Genomic DNA, 19,694 nt, shown 5'->3' with positions numbered 1-19,694 from the left:
CGTGCGCGGGAAGAGATCAAATTGAGCCGTGAGAACCAGGCAGCCGCGGCTACCGAGCCGGCAGGTCATCGCGGTGGCGACCACGGCCAGGGCGCGCCGCGTGACCCGGGCCGCGCAAGCGGCTCCCCCGCCCGCCCCGCCCCCGCCCGAGCGCCGGGCGCGGCGGTGGGCACGCCGGGCGCTGTGGCTCGTCCCCCTGCTGGCGGCGATCGCCGGGGCCGCCGCCGCGGCGACCGACGAGAGCATCCCCGACTGGGGACGCTGGACCCTGGCCGGCGCCGCCCTGGCCGGGGCCGCCGTCCTCGGCATCGCCGTGCTGCTCGGCCCGGCCGCGCGCCGCCTGGCCGGCGAGCACCAGCCGCTCACCCGGGCCGAGCTCGGGCAGCTGACCGCCGCCGAACGCGTGGAGGCCGTCAACGCCGCCCGCCACACCCTGATCCAGGCCGCGACCGGGCTGGTCGTCATCGGCGGCGTCGTCTTCACCGCCCAGGGCCTGTGGTACACCGCGCAGTCCCTCGACGCCTCCCAGCGGGCCCAGCGGACCGCCGAGCAGGGGCAGATCGCCGACCGGTACACCAAGGCCGTCGAACAACTCGGCGCCGCGACCATGAACGTCCGCCTGGGCGGCATCTACGCCCTGGAACGGCTCGCGCAGGACTCCCCGCGCGATCACCAGACCGTCTACGACGTGCTGGCCGCGTTCGTCCGCGAGCGCGACCGCAAACCCGTGGACGAGAAGATCCAGTCTTCCTTCACCCCCGCCGCCGACACCCAGGCCGCGCTGACCGTCATCGGCCGCCGGAACGGCACCCGGGACCTGAGCCCGCTCGACCTGTCCCGCAGCCGTTTGCACGGCGCGTTCCTGGACCGCGCCGACCTTCGCCGCGCGAACCTGTTCCACGCGGATCTGAGCAGCGCCGATCTCAACGGCGCCGACCTGACCGGCGCCGACGTGAACGGCACGAACCTGGAGGACGCGGACCTGACCGGCGCGAACCTGACCCGCGCGATCGTGCACGGGAACCTGAAGGGCGCACACCTGGACAACGCGAACCTGACCAGGGCGGACCTGAGAGGCGGCTACCTGCCCGAAGCGGACCTCACCGGCGCCGACCTGACCGGCGCGGACCTCTCCGAAGCGGACCTCACCGGCGCCGACCTGACTGGCGCCCGCCTGCACGGCGCGAATCTGCGCTCCGTACGGGGCATCACGGAAAGCGAGATCAGGAAGGTGGCCCGCGTCGACGCGGCCACGCGATTCTGACCGCGGCGCACACCGCCAAGCCTCCCTCGGCGTCATCAGTTCGCCGGGCCGGCCGCCGCCCATGGGCCGAGGGCGAACCCGGCGCCGTCGCGCCGCACTTCCACGGCGCCCGCACCGCCGAAGTGCGCGGGTACGAGCAGCTCCCGTTCGTCGGCCGCCCGCCCGAGGATCCGCAGCCGGCTGGCCGCCGCCTGTTCCGGGGCCAGGCAGGCGTTGCTGTTGAGGCAGGGGTCGAGGATCTGCACCGGGCTGTGCAGCAGGTCTCCGACGAAGACCGCCCGGTCGCCGCCGGAGGCCAGGCGCAGCACCGACGAGCCGGGCGTGTGCCCGGGCGCCGATTCCAGGGTGAGGTGCTCGTCGATGCGGTGCCGGCCGTCCCACAGCACGGCCTGCCCGGCCCGGTGGACGGGCGCGACGCTGTCCTCGTAGATCAGGCGGTCGGCCTCGTGCGCGCCGCCGCCGTACGCGTTGCCCGGGCCGTAGTGGAAGTCGTCGGCGGCCGGGATGAGGTACCGGGCGTGGGGGAACGCCGGCACCCACTGCCCGTCCGCCTCCACAGTGTTCCAGCCGACGTGATCGACGTGCAGGTGGGTGTTGACCACGACGTCGACCTCCTCCGGGCGCACGCCGGCCCGCGCCAGGAGGCCGAGGAAATCGCTGCGGGCCCGGTGGAACGGCCCCATGCCCGGCCGTTCGCGCCCGTCGCCCGCTCCGGTGTCGACCAGGACGGTCCGCCCGCCGCTGCGCAGCACCCAGCTCTGCAGGGCGGCCACCACCAGGCCGCTGCCCGGCTCCCAGTGGTCCGGCGCCAGCCAGTCCTCGTTGTCCTTCCACACCCCGGCGCCGGACCCCGGGAACATGCCGGAGACGGAAAGGAAGGGCGCGTGCCACTCGACGATCCGGATGACCTCGACGTCCCCCAGGGTCATGCGCTGCGCACTCTCGTTGCCGTTCATCATGGGCACGACCCTAAGAAGGGCCGGACGATCCTCTCAATGCGCATTCAGCTCAAGAAGATACGAGCCCGTCTCACGCCCTTATACGAGAGATACCCTGGACGGGTGGATGTGGTGAGTGACGCGATCTCCGCCGCGCACCTCGGGCACCCGTCGTTCCACCGGGTGCGGACGAGCGGGAGCTGGTGCGCCCGGCTGGACGCCTACGACGGCGCGGGCTTCCACGTCGTCCTGAAGGGCGCCTGCTGGCTCCTGACCGACGGCGGCGCCCCGGTCTCCCTCGGCGTGGGCGACGCGGTGCTGCTGCCCCATGGCGCCGGCCACGTGATCGCCGACGCTCCCCTCGACGCGGCGGCCGCCGCGCGGCGGGCGGTGCCGTTCGAGCAATGGCTCACGCGGACCGGGCCGAGGGCCCGGCCCGACCGCGGCGGGACGGAGCTGCTGTGCGGCACCTACCGGCTCGACTGCAGCCGCATGCACCCGCTGATGGCAGAGCTGCCCGAGGTCGTCCACCTTCCCAGCCGCGTGGGCGCCCACCTCGAACTCCGCGCCGCGATCGACCTGCTCGCCGGCGAGCTGGACCAGGTGCGGCCCGGCTCCTGCGTGGCGCTCCCGAACCTGCTCGACCTCCTCCTCGTCTACATGATCCGCGCCTGGATGAGCGAGACCACCACCGGCGCCTGGCCCAGCGCCCTGGGCGACCCGGTGACGGCCGCCGCCCTGCGGGCGATGCACGCGCGACCGGCCGCGCCGTGGAGCATCGAGCGCCTGGCCGCCGAGGCGGGCGTCTCCCGCCCCACGCTGGCGCGCCGGTTCACCGCCCTGGTCGGCCGCCCGCCGATGGCCTACCTCACCTGGTGGCGCGTGATCCTGGCCGCCACCCTGCTCCGCGACACCAGCGAAACCCTGGCCGCCATCGCCGCCCGCGTCGGCTACGGCAGCCCGTACGCGCTCTCCCACGCCTTCCAGCGGGAGTTCGGCACCACACCGGGGCGATACCGGCAGGCCACGGCCCGGCAGGGAACGCCCGACGCCTCCCCGCGCTGAGACCGGCCTCCCGGGGGTCCGAAAACGCCGCCCGCCGCACGCCATACCCGGCCGGCCGCCCGCACGCCATACCCGGCCGGCCGCCCGCACGCCATACCCGGCCGGCCGCCCGCACGCCGTACTACCCGGCCGCGGAAACGCCGAAGGGCGGCCGGTCCACCAAGGACCGGCCGCCCCAGGATCCGCCGGGAGGATCCGTCAGGCCGGCTGGCCCGCGAGATCCGCCTCACCCTTGCCCGGCCCGCCCTTGGCCTCACGCCCGGCCTGCGAGCCGGAGGCGGAGTGGCGGGGGCCGCCGTCACGGTCGCGGGTCACCACGACGTAGAGCGTCGGCACCAGCACCAGGGTCAGCAGCGTCGAGGAGATCAGGCCGCCGATCACCACGATGGCCAGCGGCTGCGAGATGAACCCGCCCGACCCCGTCACGCCCAGCGCCATCGGCGTCAGCGCGCAGATCGTGGCCACCGCGGTCATCAGGATCGGCCGCAACCGGCGCCGGCCACCCTCGATCACCGCCTCCACCACGCCCATGCCCTGCTCGCGATACTGGTTGATCAGGTCGATCAGCACGATCGCGTTCGTCACCACGATGCCGATCAGCATCAGCATGCCGATCAGCGCCGGCACGCCCAGCGCCGTGTCGGTCGCCACCAGCAGCCCGATCGCGCCCGTCGCCGCGAACGGGATCGACACCAGCAGGATCACCGGCTGGATGAAGCTGCGGAACGTCGCCACCATGATCAGGAACACGATCGCGATCGCCGCCAGCATCGCGATGCCCAGGTCGGCGAAGGCGTCGGCCTGATCGGCCGACACGCCGCCGATCTCATAAGAGGCGCCCGACGGCAGCGCCAGCCCGTCCAGCTTCTCCGTCAGCTCCTGCGTCACCGCGCCCAGATCGCCCGTGTCGGCCGCCTTGGCCGACACCGTGGCGGAGCGCTCACCGTCGATCCTGGTCACCTGCGTCGGACCGGCCACCTGCCGCACGTCGGCCACCGTCGACAGCTTCACCATCCCGGCGGCCGTCGGCAGCTTCAGGTCCTCGACCGCCTTGGCGTCCTCCGGCGCGTCCGCGCCGCGCAGCACCAGGTCACTGGCACGGCCGTCCAGCGTGATCTGCCCCAGCGGCGCCCCGCGGAAGGCCTGCGCCACCGCCTGGCCCACCTGCGCCTCCGACAGCCCGCGCTCGGCCGCCTCCTCGCGATCGACCACGACCTCGATCCGCGGCGCGCTCGTCTCCAGGTTCGAGGCCAGGTCACGCAGCCCGGACACCTCGCCCATCGCCGTCTTGACCGTGTCGGTGGCCGCCCGCAGCGTCCCGGTGTCGGGCGCCCGCACGATGATCTCGATCGTGTCGGTGGCGAACCCGCCCCCGCCGGCGCCGCCGACGGTGACCTCACCCACCCCCGACAGCTTCCCGATCCGCTCGCGCAGCTCCTGCTCGACCTTCACGGTGTCGGCGTCCTCCGCCAAGGTCACCGAGTACGACGCGCGGTCCGCGCCGCCGCCGGTGCCGCCCATCATGGCGTTGCCGCCACCCACGTTCACCTGGTACGTCTCCACCGCGTCCACGCCGGCCAGCACACCCTCGACCTTCTCGGCCGCCTTGTCGGTGGTGGCCAGGTCGGTGCCCACCGGCATGCGCTGCGACAACGACAGCGTGTTCTGCCCCGAGGAGTCCAGGAAGTTCGTCTGCAGCCCGCCGGCCAGCCCCATCGTGCCGACGAACACCGCCACCCCGATGAGGATCGTCACCAGCTTGAACCGCGTCGCGAAGCGCAGCACCGGCAGGTAGGCCCGCTGCAGCGGCGAGCGCAGCTCCTTGGCCTCGGCCTCGTCACGCTGCTTGCGCGCCTCCTCCGGCGTCAGCTCCGGCGAGCGCAGGAACCAGAACGCCAGCACCGGCACCACGGTCAGCGACACCACCAGCGAGGCCAGCAGCGCCACCGTCACCGTGATGGCGAACGGGCTGAACAGCTCGCCCACCATGCCGCCCACCATCGCGATCGGCGCGAACACCGCCACCGTCGTCAGCGTCGAGGCCGTCACCGCCCCGGACACCTCGCGCACCGCCGTCAGGATCGCCTGCAGCTTCGCCTCGCCGTAGGCCAGATGGCGTTTGATGTTCTCCAGCACCACGATCGAGTCGTCCACGACCCGGCCCACCGCGATCGTCAGCGCGCCCAGCGTCAGCATGTTGAGCGAGTAGTCGCCCGCCCACAACGCGATCAGCGCGATCACCACCGACAGCGGGATCGACACCGCCGTCACCAGCGTCGAGCGCACCGACAGCAGGAACACCAGGATGACCAGCACCGCGAACGCCAGGCCCAGCAGGCCCTCGGTGGTCAGGCTCTCGATCGACTGCTCCACGTACGGGGCCTGGTCGAACACCACGGAGATCGCCGTGTCAGAGGAGTCGCCCAGCGCCTTGGTCAGCTCGGGCAGCTTCTCGTTGATCTCATGCGAGATCGACACCGCGTTGCCGTCCGGCACCATCGTCACCGACACGCCCAGGCTGGTCTTGCCGTCGGTACGGGTGATCGCGGTCGCGTCCGCCAGCCCGCGCGTGATCTTCGCGACGTCGCCCAGCTTGACCGGCTTGAGCGGCTTCGGCTGCTGCGGGACCGCCTGCCGCGCCTGGCCCGGCTGGCCGGCCGGCATCCGCCCCTGCTGCGCCTGAGCCTGAGCCTGGGCCTGCGCCTGGGCGGCCTGGGCGGCCTGCGCCTGCTGCGCCGCCGACGGCTGCGCCGGCGTCAGATACAGGTCCTTCAGCTTCTCCACCGAGTCGACCCGCGAGCCGACCTGCACCGACAGCGACTTGTTGTCCGCCGTCAGCGTGCCGGCCGGGATCGGGGTCCCGTTCGCCTTCAGCACCTCGGGGATCTGCGCCGCCGACACGCCCGCCGCCGCCATCTTCTTGGCGTCCGGCTCGATCGTCACGACCTCGTCACGCGTGCCGGTGACCGCCGCCTCCCGCACGCCCTCGACGGCCTGCAACTCCGGCACCACGATGCGGCGCAGCTTGTCGGCCATCGCCCGCTCGTCACCGCCGTCGCCCACCGCCAGCACCAGCACCGGGATGTCGTCGGTGTTGCCGGCCACCACCTGCGGGTCCACCCCGTCGGGCAGCGCCACCCTGCTGACGGCCTGCTGCATCTTGTTCAGCGCGGCCTCGACGTCGGTGCCGTACTCGAAGGCCACCTGGATCTGCGCCAGGCCCTCCTTCGAGGTCGAGGTCATCTGCTCCATCCCGGCCAGCCCCTGGAACGAGTCCTCGATCGGGGCGGTGACCTGGTCCTCGACGATCTCCGGCGACGCGCCGGGATACGGCGCGACCACGAAGGCGCCGGGAAACGACAAAGACGGCAGCAACTGCTGTTTCAACTGCGGAATCGTGAACGCGCCGAAGGCGCTGAGCACGACCGCCACCAAGATCACAAGGCTGCGGTTGACCAGGCTCAACCGGGCGAATGCGGTCATAGACTCCCCCTCAAAGAGTTCGCCCCAGACTAACACTTTGCCTTGTGCGAATATTTAGATCACCCAAGCGTTCCTGATAACCTTCTCAGGAAGCGAGAGGTGAGCGTGAGCAACGAACGCGAAGACCTGATCCGCCGGATCACCGAGACCCAACGGGGCCTGGGCCGGCTGATCGCCCAGCACCAGTCCCCCCTGTTCAGCTCCAACCTCACCTTGAGACAGCTCAAGGTCATCATGCTCCTGTCGGTCAACGGCTCCGCCTCCGGCCAGGACCTCGCCCACCACCTGGGCGTCGGCCTCGGCACGGTCACCGGCATCGTCGACCGCCTCGTCGCCCACGGCCTCGTCAGCCGCCACGAGGACCCGCACGACCGCCGCGTGCGCCGCGTCGAGCTGACCCCCGTCGGCACGCAGCTCATCGAGGAGATCAACAACGCCGGCCTGCACCACTACCGGCGCATCATGGAACACCTCGACACCGACACCCTGCGCACCCTCGACAGCGTCACGCGCACCATCAGCGACGTCGCCGCCAAGCTCGCCCACGAGGACCGCACCGGAGACGAACCCGGTGGGCCCCGCGCGGGCTGACCCACCCCGACAACGCCCGGCCCCGCCCCCTGGTTCCGTCGCCGGAGGATTTTCCCGGCGGCGGATTCGGGATGTCCCAGCCCGCCGCCTTTACAAAGTAGACTTCTGGGCCAGGCGGGACAGGACCGGCGGCAGGTCGCCCTCGTGCACCACGGTCAGCCGCCGCGTCGCCCGCGTCACCGCCACGTACAGGTCCTGGCCGCCCAGCGGCGACTGCCCGATGATGCCCGCCGGGTCCACCACCACGACCGCGTCGAACTCCAGCCCCTTGGCCTGCGTCACCGTCAGCACCACCACCGGCGCGTCCAGGTCGGCCTCCGGGAACAGCCGCGCCACCTCCGCGTGCCGCGCGTCCGGCGTCACCACCCCCACCCGGCCCTCACCGATCTCCGCCAGCTCCGCCGCCACCAGCCCGGGCAGCGCCCCCACCGGCATGCGCACCGCCCGCGGCTCGGCCTCGCCGTCGCGCACCGACTCCGGCGGCACCTGCCCCGGCGCGTACGCGCGCAGCACGTCCGCCGCCACCCGCATGATCTCCACCGGCGTGCGGTAGTTGACCAGCAGCCGCTCCTCCCGCCACCGCCCCTTCAGGTACGGGTCCAGCACCTCCCCCCACGACCGCGCGCCCGCCGCCGACCCCGTCTGCGCCAGGTCGCCCACCACGGTCAGCGACCTGGCCGGCACCCGCCGCATGACCATCCGCCAGGCCATCGGCGACAGCTCCTGCGCCTCGTCCACGATCACGTGCCCGTAGGCCCAGGTGCGGTCGGCCGCCGCCCGGTCGGCCGTGGTCAGGGCCGCGCCGTCGTCGGCGTGCCGGCCGGCCAGCACGTCGGCCCGGCCGAAGACGCCCTCCTCGGCCACGCCCGTCGTGGTCAGCACCTCCCGCGCGTACAGCTCCAGCCCCTCCTGCTCCTCCCGCGCCCGCCGGGCCGCGGCCCGCCGCGCCGAGTCGTCCTCGCCCAGCAGCTCGGCGGCCTCGTCCAGCAGCGGCACGTCGCCGGCCGTCCACGGCGACCCCGCCGGGCGCACCAGCGACTCCCAGTCCAGGCCCGCCGGCGCCACCGCGCGCAGCGTCCCCGGCGAGGACAGCAGCTCCGACACCAGCCGCTGCGGCGTCAGCTCCGGCCACAGCCCGTCCACCGCGCGCCGCACCGCCGGCTCCTCCCACAGCCGGCGCGAGGCCAGCTCGATGTCCAGCTCGTCGAGGTCGCCCTCCAGGTCCAGCGGCTCGGCCAGCTCGGGCTCGCCCTCGATCACCAGCTCCTCGATGCGCAGCGACTCCTCCAGCGCCCGCGCCTCGGCCCTGGCCAGCTCCTTGAGCAGCTCGGTCACGTACAGCTTGCGGGCCATGTTGTGCGGCAGCCGCACCGCCCGCGCCCGCTCGCGCAGCCGCAGGCAGGTCTCGTGCGGCACGCGCAGGCGCAGCCCGTCCAGCTCCACCACCAGATCGCCCTCGGGCGCGCCCTGCCGCAGCGCCAGCGCCCCGGCCACCACCTCGGCCATCCGCACGTCGCCCTTGGCCGCCGCCGCCGCCCCGCCGTCGGCCTCCCGCGCCCGCACGCCCGGGAACATCTCGCCGACCGTGGTCATCACCACCTGCGTCTCCCCCAGCGCCGGCAGCACCTGCCCGATGTAGCGCAGGAACATCGGATTGGGGCCCACCACCAGCACCCCGCGCCGCTCGAGCGTGTCGCGGTGGGTGTAGAGCAGGTACGCCGCCCGGTGCAGCGCCGCCACCGTCTTGCCGGTGCCCGGGCCGCCCTGCACCACCAGCGCGCCCTGCAGCCCGGCCCGGATCACCCGGTCCTGCTCGGTCTGGATGGTCGCCACCACGTCGCCCATCCGGCCCGTACGCCCCCGCCGCAGCGCCGCCAGCAGCGCCGCCTCCCCCACCAGCGTGCGCCGGTCGCCCTCGCTCATCCCCTCCAGGTCGAACACCTCGTCGTCGATGCCCACCACCCGCCGGTCCTTCAGATGCAGATGCCGGCGCCGCACCAGGCCGCCCGGATCGGTCGCCGTGGCGACGTAGAACGGCCGCGCCGCCGGCGCCCGCCAGTCGATCAGGACCGACTCGTGCCGCTCGTCCCGCAGCCCGATCCTGCCGATGTACGTGCTGCTCCCCGAGTCGTCGTCGATCCGGCCGAAGCACAGGCCCCGCTCGACCGCCTCGAGCCGCGCCAGCCGCCGGGCCTGCTCCGAGGCCAGCGCCTCACGCTCGACCCGCGCCTGCCGGGTGCCCGTGCCGCCCCTGCGGTACACCTCGCGCAGGGTCTCCCGCGCCCGCTCTCGCGCGGCGTCGAGCATGCCGTAGAGCCACGACACGGTGCGCTGCTCGGTGTCAAGGGCTTGCGCGAGACCATCTTGACGATTAGTCATTCGGTGGTATGCTCCTAACGGGAGTTCTGTGAAAGCTCGTTTGGAGAATGGCAGTATTCGAGCTTAACCCCGCGCCCGGGCGCGCGCAAACGCCCTCCCTTTCCCCCGGCGCGGCCGGACACGCCGGGCTCTGCGGCGGACGGTGATCCGCGGGGTGCTAGCTTGACCGTCCATGTCCGACTATCTGCGGGAGCTCTTCTCCCTCCACGGCCGGCGCGCGCTCGTGACCGGCGGCAGCTCCGGGATCGGGTACGCCATGGCCGAGGCGATCGGGCGGGCCGGCGCCGAGGTCGTCGTGGTGGCCCGCAGGGAGAAGGAGCTGGACGACGCCGTCGCCCGACTGCGCGGCCACGGCGTCACCGCCTCCCGGATCAGCGCCGACCTGGGCGACCGCGCCGACGTCAGGCGCGTGTGCGAGACGGCCGGCGACATCGACATCCTGGTCAACGACGCGGGCAACAACATCCGCAAGCCCATGGCCGAGCTGACCGTGGACGACTACGAGCGCACCATGGCCGTCAACCTCACCGCGCCCTACCTGCTCGGCCAGCACTACGGGCCCAGGATGGCCGCACGCGGCTGGGGGCGCATCATCAACGTCGGCTCCCAGCAGTCCATCAGCGCCTTCGGCGACAGCGGGGCCTACGGCGCCGCCAAGGCCGGGCTCGCCGGCCTGACCCGCTCCCAGGCCGAGGCGTGGTCGGCCCAGGGGGTGTGCGTCAACACGATCATCCCCGGCTTCGTGCTGACCCCACTCACCACGGCCGCCCAGGCCGTGCCCGGCCGCGTCGAGGCGCTGGCCGCCCGGCACATGGCGGGCCGCAACGGGGTGCCGGAGGACTTCGAGGGCGCGGCGGTCTTCCTGGCGGGGAACGCCTCCGCGTTCGTCACCGGCCACATGCTCTTCGTGGACGGCGGCTTCTTCGTCCACTGATCCCCGGCCCGCCCTGCCGCGGCTCACCCCCGGGGGCGGCCGAACCACCGTGCGAGCGAGTCCGCCAGGGGGTGGCCGGCACCGGCGGCGGACGTCCACGCGACGTATCCGTCGGGCCGGATCAGCAGCGCGTCGGCCGGATGGTCGGCGGCGGCCCGGACCACGTCCACCCGATCGGCCCAGCCCGCCGCCTGCGCCACCAGATCGTCACGGCCGGCCAGGTCGAGCAGGAGCGGCCGCCCCTCCCGCAGCAGCTCCACCAGCCTGACCGGCCCGTCGCCGGTCTTCAGCACCAGATCGGCGGCCATCCGCCCGGCCCCCGGCACGCCCACGTCATAGGTGGTGTGCACGCCGCTGATCATCCCGCTCAGGTAGGTGTTCACCTCCTCGAAGCCCATCAGCTCGGCGAACAGCTCGCGCAGCGGATCGACCGACGGATGCGGGTCGGCCAGCGCGGTCTGCGCCCGCACGTTCCACAGCACGCGGGCGGCCACCGGATGCCGCTCGGCGTGGTAGCTGTCGAGCAGCCCGTCCGGCGCGTGCCCCCGCACCTGCGCCGCGAGCTTCCAGCCCAGGTTGAACGCGTCCTCCAGCCCGGTGTTCAGCCCCTGCCCGCCCCACGGGAAGTGCACGTGGGCCGCGTCGCCGGCCAGCAGCACCCGGCCCGCGCGGTAGGTCTCGGCCTGCAGCGCGGCGTCGCCGTACCGCGACAGGTTGCGCGCGCCGGCCATCGGGACCGGCCTGCCGAGGACGTGCTCGGCGGCCTCGCGCAGCTCCTCGGGCGTGACCGGGGCCTGGCGGTCCGCGTGCGGGGCGCGGAAGTCGTAGGTGGTGACGCGGCTGTGCCCGGCCGGGTTCAGCCAGACGATGATCCAGCCGCGCGGGGTGCGGGTGTAGCCGGGCGGCACGCCGTACGGGTCGAGCAGCCGCACGTCGCCCATGAGGGCGGCCACCCGCGCCGGAGTGCCGGTGAACGGGATGCCGGCGGCGCGGCGCACCGTGCTGCGGGCGCCGTCCGTGCCCACGACGTAGCGGGCGCTCAGCTCGCGCCCGCCGGCGGTCAGCACCACGTGGTCGTCGTGCTGCACCAGGCCCGTGACCTCCTGTCCCCGCCGGATCTCCGCGCCCAGCGCGGCCGCGCGGCGGGCGAACACCTGCTCGGCCCACGCCTGCGGGCTGCCGACGATGCTCACGCCCTCCTCCGCGACCGCGCCCAGGTCGAGCCCGAACATGCCGGAGAAGTGGAAGCTCACGCTCCCGCCGCTCGACCGCCCGACCGCCTCCAGCAGGCCGCGGCGGTCGAGGCTCTGCGCGGTACGGGCGTGCAGCGTGCCCGCCTTGGACTCCTCCGATGGAAGCACCAGCCGTTCGAGCACGAGGGGGCGCACGCCCTGGAGCCCGAGCTCGGCGGCCAGCAGCATGCCCACGGGGCCGCCCCCCACGATCGCGACGTCGTCCATCCCAGCCTCCGATTGTTCGGGAACGTCGTACAGTCCGAGATGGTCGCGCCGATCGGGCGGTTCGTCAAATCACTGTCCGGGACATGCGTACAATCGGGCCATGCTGCATCCGTCACGCGACCAGATCGACCTGCTGGACGTCCTCGCGGCGCTGGGCCACCCGGTCCGGGCGCGGATCGTGCGGGCACTCGGCTCGGGCGAGGAGCAGTTCTGCGGGTCGATCGTGCCCGACGTGCCGAAGTCCACGCTGACCACGCACTGGCGCGTGCTGCGCGAGGCCGGCGTGATCTTCCAGCGGCCCGAGGGGCGCAAGCAGTTCATCACGCTGCGCAGGCAGGACCTCGACGCGCGCTTCCCCGGGCTGCTGGATCTGGTGATGAAGGAGGAACTCCGGCCGCACGAGGGCGGCGCCTGAGTTTCAGCCTCAGGCGCCCACCTTTACGTTGTAGATTATTTGCGGCGGAACTCGCGCACTCCCGCGCCCTCCCGCCAGGAGGTGATGACCAGCTCGTCGCCCTCGACCCTGGTCCAGGCCACCTCCGTCAGCTCGATGCGGAACAGGTCGGAGTCGGGGTGGGCGGCGCGGAAGGCGGCCGGCCGGTCGTCGCCGGCGACCTCGACCGCCCGGCCCGCCAGCTTCAGGTCACCCTCCCAGGAGGACGGGTCGGCCTCCTCGGGCGCGCGGGAGGTGACGTGGATCGCCATCCGGGGATCGTGCCGCAGGTCGGCCGCCTTGACCGCGCCGGGCATGGAGCCCGTCCACACCTCGCCGTCGCCGAAGCTCGTCTCGATGCCGCTCACCCGGGGCGAGCCGTCCTTGCGCAGGCTCGCCAGGACCTTGTGCCGGTAGGTGTCCATCAGCCGCCGGGCGGAGCGCGCCAGCTCCGGCGCCTGGCTCTCGAATTCGTGCCATGAAGCCATGGCCCCCATCATGGCCGCCGCCACCGACAGAACCGGGCCGGCTTCGTGTTACATTCATAAATGAATCTACATTTACTAATTGGAGGCGCACATGTCCCGGAGCCGCTCCTTCACGTCCTCGGTGTTCATCGGGGTCAGCCTCGACGGCTTCATCGCGCGCACGGACGGCGACCTCGACTGGCTCACCAGCCGGGGCGCGGCCGCCGGCGGCGACCTGGGCTACCAGGAGTTCATCGACGGCATCGACGCGGTGGTGGTGGGGCGGGGCACGTACGAGCCCGGTCTCACCTACGACCCGTGGCCGCACGAGGGGCGGCACGTCGCCGTGCTCAGCACCACCCTGCCGATCGGCGCCGACCCGCGCGTCAGCGTCCACCGCGACCTCGACGACCTCGTGCGCGACCTGGAGGAGCGCGGCGTCAAGAGCGTCTACGCCGACGGCGGGCAGGTCGTGCGCGCGTTCCTGCGCGCCGGGCTGATCGACGAGATGACCATCACCACGGTGCCGGTGCTGATCGGCACCGGGCTGCCGCTGTTCGGGCCGCTGGAGCGGGACATCCCGCTGACGCACCTGTCGACCAAGGTGTTCGGCGCCGGCGTCGTGCAGTCCACCTACGCGGTCGGCGACCGCCCCGAGTGACGGGCGGGGTTCGGGAGCGTTCCGCTGGTGGATGGGTAGGGGGTAGGCAGGCCACCAGCGAGGGAGCGAGGACGTGCGGAGCGACGGTGAGCGCGCCCTGAGCGGGCTGCTGCAGGCCCTCCACCTGACCGCGATGGAGGGCGTGCCGCCCGCGGTCGCCCGCTGCTCCCGCACGGCCGGCTTCTCCCACGTCCTGATCTACGTGACCGACCTGCAGCAGCAGCTCCTCGTGCCGCTGCCCGGGCAGCACGCCGCCGACGGCGGGCCGCTGGAGACCCTCCGCATCGAGGGCACCGTGCCGGGGCGGGCGTTCCGGATGGTGGAGATCGTGCGCACCCGCCCCGGACCGGCCGAGGGCGGCGGGACCCGGCTGTGGCTGCCGCTGCTGGACGGCACCGAGCGGATCGGCGTCCTGGGCCTGACCGTGGCGCCGCCCGGCGAGCCGGCCCCGGACCCCGGGGACGATCCCGCGTCCGGTCCTGGGGCCGGGCCCGATCCGGCGTGCGGCGGGGAGCGGGAGTTCGGCGGCGGGGCGGAGGCGGCGTGCGGCGGGGAGCTCATGGAGCTGCGGGCCAAGGACCTGGCCTCGCTGGTGGCGCTGCTGGTGATCAGCAAGCGCCCGCACAGCGACTCCTACGCCCGGGTGATCCGCGCCCGCCCGCTGACCCTGTCGGCCGAGGTGCTGTGGAACCTGCTGCCGCCCGGCACGTTCGCCAACGATGACGTGGTGGTCAGCGCCGCGCTCGAACCCGCGTACGAGATGGGCGGCGACGCCTTCGACTACGCCATCAGCGACCGCGTCCTGCACCTGTCGATCTTCGACGCCATGGGACACGACACCTCCGCCGGCCTGACCGCCTCCATCGCCATGGGCGCCTTCCGCAACCACCGCAGGCGCGGCGAGACCCTCGCCGAGGCCGGCCAGGCCATCGACGCGGCGATCGGCAGCCAGTTCACCGGCCGCTTCGCCACCGGCATCCTGGCCGACCTGGACCTGCGCACCGGACTGCTGACCTGGGTCAACCGGGGCCACCATCCCCCGCTGGTGCTGCGGGAGGGCCGGCTGGTCAGGACGCTGGAGAGCGTCCCCGACCCGCCGATGGGCTTCGGCCTGGAGGCCGGCACCGGGGTCCTGCGCCACCAGCTCCAGCCCGGCGACCGGCTGCTGTTCTACACCGACGGGATCGTCGAGGCGCAGAGCCCCGACGGCGAGCTGTTCGGGCTGGAGCGGTTCATCGAGTTCGTGCTGCGGCGGGAGGCCGACGGGGTGTCGGCCCCCGAGACGCTGCGGCGGCTCATCCAGGCCATCCTGGCCCACCAGCGCGGCCGGCTCCAGGACGACGCGACCGTGATGACGGTCGAGTGGCAGACCCGCCGCCGCGACCAGCTCGTCCCCTAGCGTCTTCCCCCCGCGGCCGCCGGCCGGGCCCGTGCGATGATCAGGTGCGAATCGCATGATCAGCCAGAAGCAGCCAGAAAGGCGGAGCAAGGGTGTCAGAGCAGCAGGCGCGCCGCGTACCGGGAACAGGCACGGCCTTGGAGGCGGTGACCCTCGGCACCTCGTCGCTGGGCCGCCACGACGGTGACGAGCGGCTGGCGCGGGCGCTGATGTCCGGCCGCTTCCGCCAGCTCGACACCTCCAACGAGTACGCCGGCGGCCGCAGCGAGACCCTCATCGGCCAGGCGCTCACCGGCGGCGTCACCGTCTTCTCCAAGGCGGACCGGGAGCCGGAGACGGGGGTGTTCGACGGCGACCGGGTGATGCGCTCGTTCGAGGAGACGACCTCCCGGCTCGGCGTCGAGACGCTGCCGATCTACCACCTGCACGACCCGTTCACGATCACGGTGCGCGAGGCGATGGCGCCGGGCGGCGCCGTGCCGGCCCTGGTGTCGCTGCGCGAGCAGGGGCTGGTGGCCGCGATCGGCATCGCCGCGGCCGGGGGCACCCTGGTGGAGGAGTACATCCGCACCGACGCCTTCGACGCGGTCCTGACCCACAACCGCTACACCCTGGTGGACCGGCGGGCGGAGGAGATCCTGCGGCTGGCCACCGAGCGGGACATGACCGTGTTCAACGCCGCGCCCTTCGGCGGCGGCATCCTGTCCGGCTCGCCCCGGCACGCCGGCCGCTACGGGTACCGGCCGATCTCGCCGGAGTTCGGGGCGCACGTCGAGCGGGTGCGGGAGCTGTGCGAGCGGCACGGGGTGGCCCTGGCGGCGGCCGCGCTGCACTTCTCGCTGCGCGAGCCACGCGTGCACTCCACCGTGGTGGGGATCACCTCGGTGCAGCGGCTGGAAGGGCTGGACGCGCTGGTGGACGCGGTGATCCCGGAGGAGTTCTGGGACGACCTGGCGGCGCTCGGCACCCCGCCGCCCTCACCCGTCGACTGACCGGGGCCGCGCGGGGACGTTCGGGCGATCACGGCTCGGGTAGGAGGGCAGCCCTCGCGAGAAGGGAGAGGCGTGCCGCTCGAACACGTCGTACGCACCGCGCTCGGGCTGAAGGTGGCGGGCTGGCGGAGCCGGGGTCCCGGGCCGGCCGTCGTGTGCGTGCACGGCGCCGGGGTGTCCAGCAGGGAGCTGCTGCCGTTCGTCCGCGCCCTGGGCGCCACGCACGACGCCTGGAGCATCGACCTGCCGGGGTTCGGCCGCAGCGAGAAGCCGCCGCGCCCGCTCACCCTGGCCGCGCTGGCCGACGCGGTGGCCGGCTGGCTGGCCGGCAGCGGCCTGGAGCGGCCCTGCGTGCTCGGCGGCTCCTTCGGCTGCCAGGTGGCGGTGGACATGGCGGCCCGCCATCCGGGCAGCGTCGCGTCGCTGGTGCTGGTCGGGCCGACCGTGGACGCCCGCGCCAGGACCCCGGCCCGGGTGGTCGGCCAGTGGCTGCGCAACTCCGTGCGCGAGAGCCCCCGCATGGCGCCGCTGAACGTGGCCGACTACCTCGACGCCGGGCCGCGCCGGGTGCTGGCCGGGTTCGGCGCCTCGATGCGCGACCGGATCGAGGACAAGCTGCCGCACGTCGACGTGCCGGCCCTGGTCGTACGGGGCGGCAAGGACCGCATGGTCAGCCAGTCGTGGGCCGAGGAGGTCACCCGGCTGCTGCCCCGCGGCCGGCTCGTGGTCATGGACGGCCTGCCCCACATGGTGCCCTACCGCGACCCCGGCGGGCTGGCCCGCGAGGTCACCGCCTTCCTGAAGGAGGTGACCGCGTGAACCCGCACCACCACGCGCGGCCCGGCCGCGGCCGGCGGGAGGTGGCGGCATGAGGGCGGGCAGGGCGGTGGCGAGCTTCGACTCGGCCACCGGCATGTTGCGGGCGCTGTCGCGCTTCCTGCACGACAAGGACGTCCCGCTGCTCGGCCAGGCCCCGGCCGCGCTGGAAGCGCCGATCTCCGCCCTGGCCGGCGGCGCCGCCCGGCTGCCGCGCGCGCTGAAGGAGCGGGCGTACGCGCTCAGCGGCTGGGCCGAGGCCGTGCCCGCGCGGCGCGTCCCCGAGATCCGCTCCGAGGAACTGGCCGGCTGGGTGAGCGGGCACTACCCGCGCCGGCCGTCTCCGGTGGCGTTCGTCGGCTCCTCCAACGGGGCGCTGGTGCACCTGGCCGCGGCGCTGGGCGTGCCGTGGCTGCCGCAGACGCTGCTGCTGCCGGTGCGCCGCCACGGCGTGAGCCCCGACGACCCGCGCGGCGACCTGGCCGTGACCCGTCCGGCCGGGGAGGCGCTGCTGGCGGCCAACCCCGACCTGGTGCTGCACCACATGCACGACGCCAACCAGGACCGGCTGATGATCGCCGGCATGACGTACTTCCGGGTGAAGTGGCGGCGCCTGGCCGCCGCGTACCGGCGTTTCCTGGAGGAGACGCTGCCGCGCGGCGCGACGCTGGTCGTGGTGGACTGCGGCCTGCGCAGGCCGGTCACCCGCGTCGGGCCGCGCTACCTGTTCCAGCACGGCGCGCTGGGCGGCGCGACCCCCGAGGAGTACGAGCACGGCGGGCCGCGCGTGGCCGCCTACCTGCGCCGGTACGGCTCCGACCGGCGCGCCTGGGACTACCCGCCCGCCGACGGCGAGAGCCCGGAGGCCGAGTGGGGCTTCGAGCCCGAGCTGCTCGGCGACCTGACCGACCTGGCCCGGCGCAACGGCTGGCGGCTGGCCCGCCTGCGCTTCGAGGAGCCGGAGGACCTCAGCCCGGTCGTGGCCGACCTGTACCGGAGCTGGTACGCGCGGCGCGGCCTGCCGGGCGACCGGCTGCTGGTCGAGTGCTTCCTGCTGCTGGAGCCGTGGTGGACGCTGCGCAGCGGGTCGGTGCCGTACTGGATGGTCTTCAACGCCGAGCAGTCGCGGCGGCGCGCCCTGTCGTACCTGGACGGCGTGGAGGCGTTCGACGAGATCCGGCTGATGCTGTTCTCCCACGGGGTGGAGTCGGTGGGGCTGGCGAGCGTGGCGGACTGGCGGGAGCTGCTCGGGCGGGCGCGGAAGGTCGGGGTGTTCACCGGGGTGGACACCGGGACGTATCCGCGCGACTTCGCCGGGCTGATCAGGGCCCGCCGGGAGCTGGCCCGGATCCGCACGACCTACCCGATGCCATTGCCGCTGGAGTGGCCGGTGGCCGAGGAGTTCCTGGCCAAGCGGGAGGAGATCGACTGGCACCCCGGCGAGTGAGCCGGGGGCGCGGCCGGTCAGGGGCCAGTCTGACTAACAGCGCTCGCGGACGGTACGTGGTCGATCACCAAGGAAGAGCAGTCGCGAGCGGTCGACGAAGCGGCCCGGACGATCGCCGCGCGCTTCGCAACTCCCTGACGTGATTTCCCGCGTACCTCCCGGCGTGCCGCGCCCCGGCGTGCCGCGATAACCCGCGCTTCTGGCTCTGAACGCCGCCGGGGACGCCTGCGTACCTTCCCATGGAACGGTTCGAAGGAGGCGTGAGCGTGATGAACGCGGGGCTCGGGCGGGTGCCGGCGGTGGCGGGCCTGGCCATGACGCTGACCGTGACCCTCGGCCTGGCGCCGGCCGGGCCCGCCGCGGCGGTGCCCGGCGTCGTGGCGGACCCGGCGCCGGCAAGGGCCAGGGCCCGGCTGGTGGAGCTGAACGAGCAGGCCGACCAGCTCGTCGAGCGTTACAACCAGGCCACGGAGGCGCACCGCAAGGCCCGGCAGAAGTACGAGGCGCTGGACGCCGAGCTGGCCGACAGGAGCGCGGGCGCCGAGGAGCTGCGCCGGCAGATCGCCGCGATGGCGGTGCAGGAGTACCAGTTCGGGCCCTCGCTGGGTTGGCAGCGGTTCGTGGTACGGGGCGGGCCGGAGGCGATGTTCAGCGGCATGGCCGCGCTCGACCAGATGGCCAGGGACCGGGCGGCCAAACTGCGGGCCTTCGAGAAGGCCACCGAGGACCTGCGGGAGCGGCGCGAGCGGGCCGAGGACGCGCTGGCCGAGGCCGAGGGCGCGCGCGACGGCGTGCGCAGGCAGCGGGCGAAGGTAGAGAAGCTGGTGGAGCAGCAGACGCGGCTGCTGCGGCGGCTGGGCGCGTACAAGACCGGGAACCCGCGCGCGACCGGCGTCACCTACAGCGGCCCGGCCTCGGGCAACGCGCGCGAGGCGCTGCAGTTCGCCTTCGCGCAGGTGGGCAAGCCGTACCGGTACGGCGGCACGGGGCCGGACTCCTTCGACTGCTCCGGCCTGGCGCAGGCGGCGTGGCGGGCGGCCGGGGTGGAGCTGCCGCGCACCACGTACACGCAGTGGAGCTGGGGGGCGGCGCGGCGCGTCCCGCTCAGCGCGGCGCGCCCCGGCGACCTGCTGTTCAGCAAGGGACTGGGGCACATGGGGCTGTACGCGGGCGACGGCAAGATGGTGCACGCCCCGCAGACCGGGGACGTGGTGAAGATCGTCGACCTCGACGACTACTGGCGCAGCCGCCTCGTCGGCGCCATCCGCCCCTGACAGTGATGATGGAGATGAACGCCTCCCCCCGGGGTTTGACCCAGCCCCTGACTGACCTCGGGTCCTTAACGGGATATGTCGACCTCGGCGG

At 73.6% G+C, this 19,694-nt stretch carries 16 protein-coding genes; 11 read left to right on the top strand and 5 right to left on the bottom strand.

All coding sequences use genetic code 11. The features are described 5' to 3' along the window. Positions 1 to 28: 28 nt before the first annotated feature. Complete coding sequence (locus tag IO39_RS58420; RefSeq protein ID WP_052424085.1) at positions 29 to 1,264, top strand: pentapeptide repeat-containing protein; 1,236 nt, start codon at positions 29 to 31, stop codon at positions 1,262 to 1,264. 35 nt (positions 1,265 to 1,299) lie between these two features. On the opposite strand, the gene IO39_RS41725 is transcribed toward IO39_RS58420, so the two are convergent. Beyond that, positions 1,300 to 2,223 carry an MBL fold metallo-hydrolase gene (locus tag IO39_RS41725; RefSeq protein WP_043636587.1) on the bottom strand — a complete coding sequence of 308 codons (924 nt, stop codon included), beginning with the start codon at positions 2,221 to 2,223 and terminating at the stop codon, positions 1,300 to 1,302. 102 nt (positions 2,224 to 2,325) lie between these two features. On the opposite strand from IO39_RS41725, the gene IO39_RS41720 reads away from it, so the two are divergent. After that, on the top strand, positions 2,326 to 3,267 hold the full coding sequence (locus IO39_RS41720) for an AraC family transcriptional regulator (protein ID WP_043636585.1): 942 nt from the start codon (positions 2,326 to 2,328) through the stop codon (positions 3,265 to 3,267). 198 nt (positions 3,268 to 3,465) lie between these two features. Here the strand turns inward: IO39_RS41720 and IO39_RS41715 are convergent, their stop codons facing one another. Continuing rightward, positions 3,466 to 6,750 carry an efflux RND transporter permease subunit gene (locus IO39_RS41715; protein ID WP_084774457.1) on the bottom strand — a complete coding sequence of 1,095 codons (3,285 nt, stop codon included), beginning with the start codon at positions 6,748 to 6,750 and terminating at the stop codon, positions 3,466 to 3,468. Between the two features lie 99 nt (positions 6,751 to 6,849). On the opposite strand from IO39_RS41715, the gene IO39_RS41710 reads away from it, so the two are divergent. Next, the gene (locus IO39_RS41710; protein WP_084774455.1) at positions 6,850 to 7,341 is read left to right on the top strand and encodes a MarR family winged helix-turn-helix transcriptional regulator; all 492 of its coding nucleotides are present in this window, start codon (positions 6,850 to 6,852) and stop codon (positions 7,339 to 7,341) included. Between the two features lie 90 nt (positions 7,342 to 7,431). Here the strand turns inward: IO39_RS41710 and IO39_RS41705 are convergent, their stop codons facing one another. Further along, positions 7,432 to 9,720, bottom strand: a complete 2,289-nt coding sequence (locus IO39_RS41705; protein ID WP_043636582.1) for a HelD family protein — start codon at positions 9,718 to 9,720, stop codon at positions 7,432 to 7,434. A 172-nt stretch (positions 9,721 to 9,892) separates the two neighbouring features. Between IO39_RS41705 and IO39_RS41700 the strand changes: the two genes are divergently transcribed. Beyond that, positions 9,893 to 10,654, top strand: coding sequence for an SDR family NAD(P)-dependent oxidoreductase (locus IO39_RS41700; RefSeq protein ID WP_043636579.1), 762 nt, complete (start codon positions 9,893 to 9,895; stop codon positions 10,652 to 10,654). A gap of 23 nt (positions 10,655 to 10,677) precedes the next feature. Here IO39_RS41700 and IO39_RS41695 read toward each other — a convergent pair whose 3' ends face one another. Beyond that, complete coding sequence (locus IO39_RS41695; RefSeq protein ID WP_043636576.1) at positions 10,678 to 12,114, bottom strand: FAD-dependent monooxygenase; 1,437 nt, start codon at positions 12,112 to 12,114, stop codon at positions 10,678 to 10,680. A 100-nt stretch (positions 12,115 to 12,214) separates the two neighbouring features. Between IO39_RS41695 and IO39_RS41690 the strand changes: the two genes are divergently transcribed. After that, entirely contained in the window at positions 12,215 to 12,529 is a 315-nt protein-coding gene (locus tag IO39_RS41690; protein WP_043636574.1) for an ArsR/SmtB family transcription factor, read from the top strand. Between the two features lie 35 nt (positions 12,530 to 12,564). Here the strand turns inward: IO39_RS41690 and IO39_RS41685 are convergent, their stop codons facing one another. After that, positions 12,565 to 13,035 (bottom strand): pyridoxamine 5'-phosphate oxidase family protein, encoded by a 471-nt coding sequence (locus IO39_RS41685; protein WP_043636571.1) that lies wholly within the window; start codon positions 13,033 to 13,035, stop codon positions 12,565 to 12,567. A gap of 91 nt (positions 13,036 to 13,126) precedes the next feature. On the opposite strand from IO39_RS41685, the gene IO39_RS41680 reads away from it, so the two are divergent. From IO39_RS41680 to IO39_RS41655, 6 genes are all read left to right on the top strand, one after another. Further along, complete coding sequence (locus tag IO39_RS41680; protein WP_043636604.1) at positions 13,127 to 13,675, top strand: dihydrofolate reductase family protein; 549 nt, start codon at positions 13,127 to 13,129, stop codon at positions 13,673 to 13,675. 73 nt (positions 13,676 to 13,748) lie between these two features. Continuing rightward, positions 13,749 to 15,074, top strand: coding sequence for a PP2C family protein-serine/threonine phosphatase (locus IO39_RS41675; RefSeq protein WP_043636567.1), 1,326 nt, complete (start codon positions 13,749 to 13,751; stop codon positions 15,072 to 15,074). A gap of 92 nt (positions 15,075 to 15,166) precedes the next feature. Further along, positions 15,167 to 16,066, top strand: coding sequence for an aldo/keto reductase (locus IO39_RS41670; protein WP_043636565.1), 900 nt, complete (start codon positions 15,167 to 15,169; stop codon positions 16,064 to 16,066). A gap of 72 nt (positions 16,067 to 16,138) precedes the next feature. Further along, positions 16,139 to 16,885 (top strand): alpha/beta fold hydrolase, encoded by a 747-nt coding sequence (locus tag IO39_RS41665; protein ID WP_043636562.1) that lies wholly within the window; start codon positions 16,139 to 16,141, stop codon positions 16,883 to 16,885. Positions 16,886 to 16,934: 49 nt separating this feature from the next. Beyond that, the gene (locus tag IO39_RS41660) at positions 16,935 to 18,329 is read left to right on the top strand and encodes a hypothetical protein (RefSeq protein WP_043636559.1); all 1,395 of its coding nucleotides are present in this window, start codon (positions 16,935 to 16,937) and stop codon (positions 18,327 to 18,329) included. 269 nt (positions 18,330 to 18,598) lie between these two features. Further along, positions 18,599 to 19,603 carry a C40 family peptidase gene (locus IO39_RS41655; RefSeq protein ID WP_245642577.1) on the top strand — a complete coding sequence of 335 codons (1,005 nt, stop codon included), beginning with the start codon at positions 18,599 to 18,601 and terminating at the stop codon, positions 19,601 to 19,603. Positions 19,604 to 19,694: the final 91 nt, after the last annotated feature.

The organism is Nonomuraea candida, assembly GCF_000725485.1.
Classification (GTDB): domain Bacteria; phylum Actinomycetota; class Actinomycetes; order Streptosporangiales; family Streptosporangiaceae; genus Nonomuraea; species Nonomuraea candida.
The sequence above is the reverse complement of the archived record's forward strand: the minus strand, read 5'-3'. Positions and strand labels throughout refer to the sequence as shown.

Coding starts and splice junctions, on each gene's coding strand:
- IO39_RS41725 (WP_043636587.1), bottom strand. CDS start 2,223: ATGATGAACGGCAACGAGAGTGCGCAGCGCATGACCCTGGGGGACGTC.
- IO39_RS41715 (WP_084774457.1), bottom strand. CDS start 6,750: ATGACCGCATTCGCCCGGTTGAGCCTGGTCAACCGCAGCCTTGTGATC.
- IO39_RS41705 (WP_043636582.1), bottom strand. CDS start 9,720: ATGACTAATCGTCAAGATGGTCTCGCGCAAGCCCTTGACACCGAGCAG.
- IO39_RS41700 (WP_043636579.1), top strand. CDS start 9,893: ATGTCCGACTATCTGCGGGAGCTCTTCTCCCTCCACGGCCGGCGCGCG.
- IO39_RS41695 (WP_043636576.1), bottom strand. CDS start 12,114: ATGGACGACGTCGCGATCGTGGGGGGCGGCCCCGTGGGCATGCTGCTG.
- IO39_RS41690 (WP_043636574.1), top strand. CDS start 12,215: ATGCTGCATCCGTCACGCGACCAGATCGACCTGCTGGACGTCCTCGCG.
- IO39_RS41685 (WP_043636571.1), bottom strand. CDS start 13,035: ATGGCTTCATGGCACGAATTCGAGAGCCAGGCGCCGGAGCTGGCGCGC.
- IO39_RS41680 (WP_043636604.1), top strand. CDS start 13,127: ATGTCCCGGAGCCGCTCCTTCACGTCCTCGGTGTTCATCGGGGTCAGC.
- IO39_RS41660 (WP_043636559.1), top strand. CDS start 16,935: ATGAGGGCGGGCAGGGCGGTGGCGAGCTTCGACTCGGCCACCGGCATG.
- IO39_RS41655 (WP_245642577.1), top strand. CDS start 18,599: ATGAACGCGGGGCTCGGGCGGGTGCCGGCGGTGGCGGGCCTGGCCATG.